4 protein-coding genes are annotated in these 3,718 nt (G+C 71.9%); 2 read left to right on the top strand and 2 right to left on the bottom strand.

Translation table 11 applies throughout. From position 1 onward, the window contains the following. On the top strand, positions 1-860 hold an 860-nt coding region (locus tag AC27KI_RS20550; protein WP_487115561.1), incomplete at its 5' end, for a GGDEF domain-containing protein. Next, complete coding sequence (locus tag AC27KI_RS20545; protein ID WP_487115559.1) at positions 857-1,624, top strand: SOS response-associated peptidase; 768 nt, start codon at positions 857-859, stop codon at positions 1,622-1,624. The genes AC27KI_RS20550 and AC27KI_RS20545, both read left to right, overlap by 4 nt. Before the next feature lie 151 nt (positions 1,625-1,775). On the opposite strand, the gene AC27KI_RS20540 is transcribed toward AC27KI_RS20545, so the two are convergent. After that, entirely contained in the window at positions 1,776-3,056 is a 1,281-nt protein-coding gene (locus AC27KI_RS20540) for a purine-cytosine permease family protein (RefSeq protein ID WP_487115557.1), read from the bottom strand. A 185-nt stretch (positions 3,057-3,241) separates the two neighbouring features. Next, positions 3,242-3,718, bottom strand: a 477-nt coding sequence (locus AC27KI_RS20535) for an FAD-dependent oxidoreductase (protein WP_487115555.1), incomplete at its 5' end; no start/stop codon positions are given.

Here is a 3,718-nt window from a genome sequence, read left to right as displayed (position 1 = left end):
CTGCCTTCGTGATCGCGGGGCCGGCGCGGGGCATCACGCTGCCGATCCTGGCGGTGATCCTGATGTTCGGGATCTTCGGCCTGTCCACGCGGCAGATGGTGGGGGTGCTGTTCTATTCGCTCGCGGCCTTCGGGGCCGGGGGCGTGCTGCTGGAACTGCGCGAGGACCTGCACCAGGGCCCCGCGATGGCCGCCGCCTACGCGATCATGATCCTCGTGGTGCTGGTGGGCAGCACCTTCCTCACCACGCGGGTGCAGGCCACGCGCCAGCAGCTGCGCCAGCAAAAGCACGATCTGGCCGAGGCGCTGGAGCACATCCGCGAACTGGCCACGCACGACGAGCTGACCGGGCTGCTCAACCGCCGCCACATGATCGAGCTGATGCGGCTGGAGCAGCGCCGCACCGCGCGCAGCGGGCATTCGCTGGTGCTGGTGCAGCTGGACCTGGACCATTTCAAGGCCATCAACGACACCCACGGCCATGCGGCGGGCGACCGCGCGCTGCAGGCCTTCGCCCGCTCGGTGAAAGCCAGCGTGCGCGACTCCGACGTGCTCTCGCGCTGGGGCGGCGAGGAGTTCGTGCTGATGCTGTGCAACACCCAGCCGGCCGATGCCAGCGCGCTGCTGGAGAGGGTGCGCCAAACCGTCTCGGCGCTGCGGCTCACGCACCCGGGCTCGGCGCCGATCCACCTGACCGTCTCCATCGGCCTGGCGCAGCACGTGGTGGGCGAGTCGATCGAGCAGACGCTGGAGCGGGCGGACCGCGCGCTCTATGCGGCCAAGGCGCAGGGGCGCGACCAGGCAGTGTGGGCACCCCTGTGCGAAGCGGCGGGCGAGGGCGCAGGTACGATCCCCGGATGACCACGCGCTACGAGACCCTGCCCCTGCCCGAAACCTACCGCGAGGCCTTCGGCGTGGAGCCGCCGGACACGCGCGGCGAACGCTACGTGAAGCCCCGCAAGCCCGGCTTTTTCATCCGTGCCGTGGCGCCGCCGCCGGGCACGCCCGGGCCGGTGCCCACCGATCCCCTGCTGGGCGATGCCGAATCGGCGGCCGGGACAGATCCCGATGCGGACGGCGCCCCCCGGCTGGCGCGCGAACTGGTGCACGCCCAGTGGGGGCTGGTACCGCACTGGGTGAAATCGGCCTCCGACGGGCGGCTGCGCGCCCCCAAGCTGGTGAACGCGCGCTCCGAGACGGTCTCCACCGCCACGCCGTTCCGCGAGGCGTGGCTGAAAGGCCAGCGCTGCATCGTGCCCATGGCGGCGTTTTTCGAGGACGACTGGCGCAGCGGCAAGGCCGTGCCCACGCGCATCGCGCGCGTCGATGGCCTGCCGATGGGCGCGGCGGGGCTGTGGGCCCGGTGGACCGGCCCCGAGGGCGAGGAGCTGGTCAGCTACACCGTGCTCACCGTGAACGCCAACAGCCATGCGCTGATCCACCGCTACCAGCCGCCCGGCAGCGAAAAGCGCATGCCGGCCCTGCTCAACGAAGGCGCCTACGGCGCCTGGCTGTCGGCCCGGCCGGAGAAGGCGCGGGAGTTCATGCGCCAGTACCCGGCCAACTGGCTGCTGGCCAACCCGGTGGAAAGCAAGGCCGACAAGGGGCCTCCCGCTTTCCTGTGACCCGGCCCCGCCGGGGCTTCTGCAGGTTGCTATTAAAAATGTAGCAATATGCCCTAGTGGTTATTGTGCTGGAGCCCGATTTTTGCCTCATATCATCACGCGGCCAGGTAAGCCGGCCAGGTAAGCCGGCCGCGTGCGCCGCGGGCGTGGGTCAGCGCCGGCCCGGCCGGGTGAGGAACGCCAGCGCGAAGCACAGGCACAGTGTCGGCAGCGCCGCGCCCAGCGCCGGCAGCACCCGCGGCAGCCCGTGGTAGCAGGCGATGCCCGCGATCCAGAGGCCGACGGGCAGCCACTCCACCTGCCGCGCCTTTGCCAGGGCCTGCTGCACCGGCGCGCCGAACGCCAGCCGGCCCAGGATGACGCCGAACAGCGGCACGAATACCGAGCTGAGCAGCAGCAGGAACGGCTCCAGGCTGTGCATCGGCAGCACCAGGGCCAGCGCCGTGCACAGCGCCGCCATGGCCATGCCCCAGCGGCGCACGCCCCAGCGCGGCAGCAGGCTGTGGGCCGAGACCGCGCCCGAATACGCATCGCCATAGGCGTTGTCCACCTCGTCGATCAGGATGAGCGACAGCGCGATCAGCCCGCCCTGGGCCAGCAGCAGCGCGGTCACCAGGTCCTGGCTGGGCAGCGTGAGCGCCACCAGCACGCCGAGCGCATAGCACCACAGGTTGGCCAGCGCGTAGCCCAGCCAGGTGCCGCGCAGCGCGGACCGGCCGGACGTGCCGTGGCGCGCGTAGTCGGCCACCAGCGGCAGCCAGGAGATGGGCATGGCGATCACCAGGTCCAGCGCCGGCAGCACGCCCATGCCGCCCGCGCCGGGGCGCGTCCACAGCGTGGCGAATCCCTGGGCCTGCGCCAGCGACACGAACTGCCAGCTCAGCCACAGCAGCGACAGCACCACCAGGGGCAGCGCCACGCGCGCGATGAGCCGGCGCACCAGCTGCACCATCGAGCCGCTGAGCAGCAGCATCACCACGCCGCCCCACAGCAGCGTGGCCAGCACCGGCCAGTGGGCCCCGCCCATGGCGCCGGCCTGCCGGCCGATGGCCACCGTGGCATCGCGCATCACCACCAGCTCGAACGCGCCCCAGCCCGCGAGCTGCACGATGTTGAGCCCGATGGGCAGGCCTGCGAACGCGCGCCCGTAGACGGCATGCATCAGTCCGGCGCTCGCCAAGCCGCTGTCGCAGCCGATCTTGGCCACCCAGCCCAGCAGGCCGGCGCCGATCAGCGACCCGGCCACGATGGCCGCCAGCGCCTCGCGCGGGCTCAACGCGGGCATCAGATAGGCGCCCACCTGCATCACCAGCAGGCCCACACCCAGGCTGAACCACAGCGAGGCATGGTCGCCGAAACGGAAGACGCGGCGGTCGGGCGCGATGGGGATCAGCGCGTCGTTGGCAGTCGCAGGGGGCGAGGAGGGCGGCATGGAAGCTCCGTGGATGGCAGGCACAGCAGGATCGCGGCACGGGCTGGCCCCAAGGCACGCCGGGACGGCATGCGGTGGGCGTGGCGGCGGGAGGCGAATGGCCTGCGCGAGGATGACCCCGGCCGATTCAAGGGGAAAGTCTCAGACGGGGGCCGGTCGGCAGCACCCCTGGCGAAGCCGCGATTCTAGGGCGGTGCGGAGGCCGCCGGCACCGCCACCCCCAGCCGCTCGTGCAGCCGGGCGCTGGTGGTGGTGTATTGCAGCGCCACGGGCGCGCCGGACAGGTATTCGGCCGCGCCGAAGGCCGCCAGCGTGGCTTCGTGGAAGCCGCACAGGATCAGCTTGCGCTTGCCGGGGTAGGTGTTGATGTCGCCCACCGCATGGATGCCGGGGATGGCCGTGCGGAAGGCCGCGGTATCGACCACGAGCTGCTTGCGCTCCATCGCCAGTCCCCAGTCGGCGATGGCGCCCAGGCGCGGCGAGATGCCGAGGCAGGCAATGAGCACGTCGAGCGGCAATGGCCGGGGCTGGCCGTCCGGGTCGATCAGTTGCAGCGCGCTCAGGCGGTCGTGCTGCACCTCGACGCCGACGATCTGCCCGGCCACCACCGCGATGCGGCCGGCGTCGCGCAGGGCCTGCAGCTGGGCCAGGGCCTCGGGCGG

The sequence above is a fragment of the Acidovorax sp. KPB24-03 genome (assembly GCF_057546605.1).
This window is presented reverse-complemented; position numbering and strand designations above follow the sequence as displayed.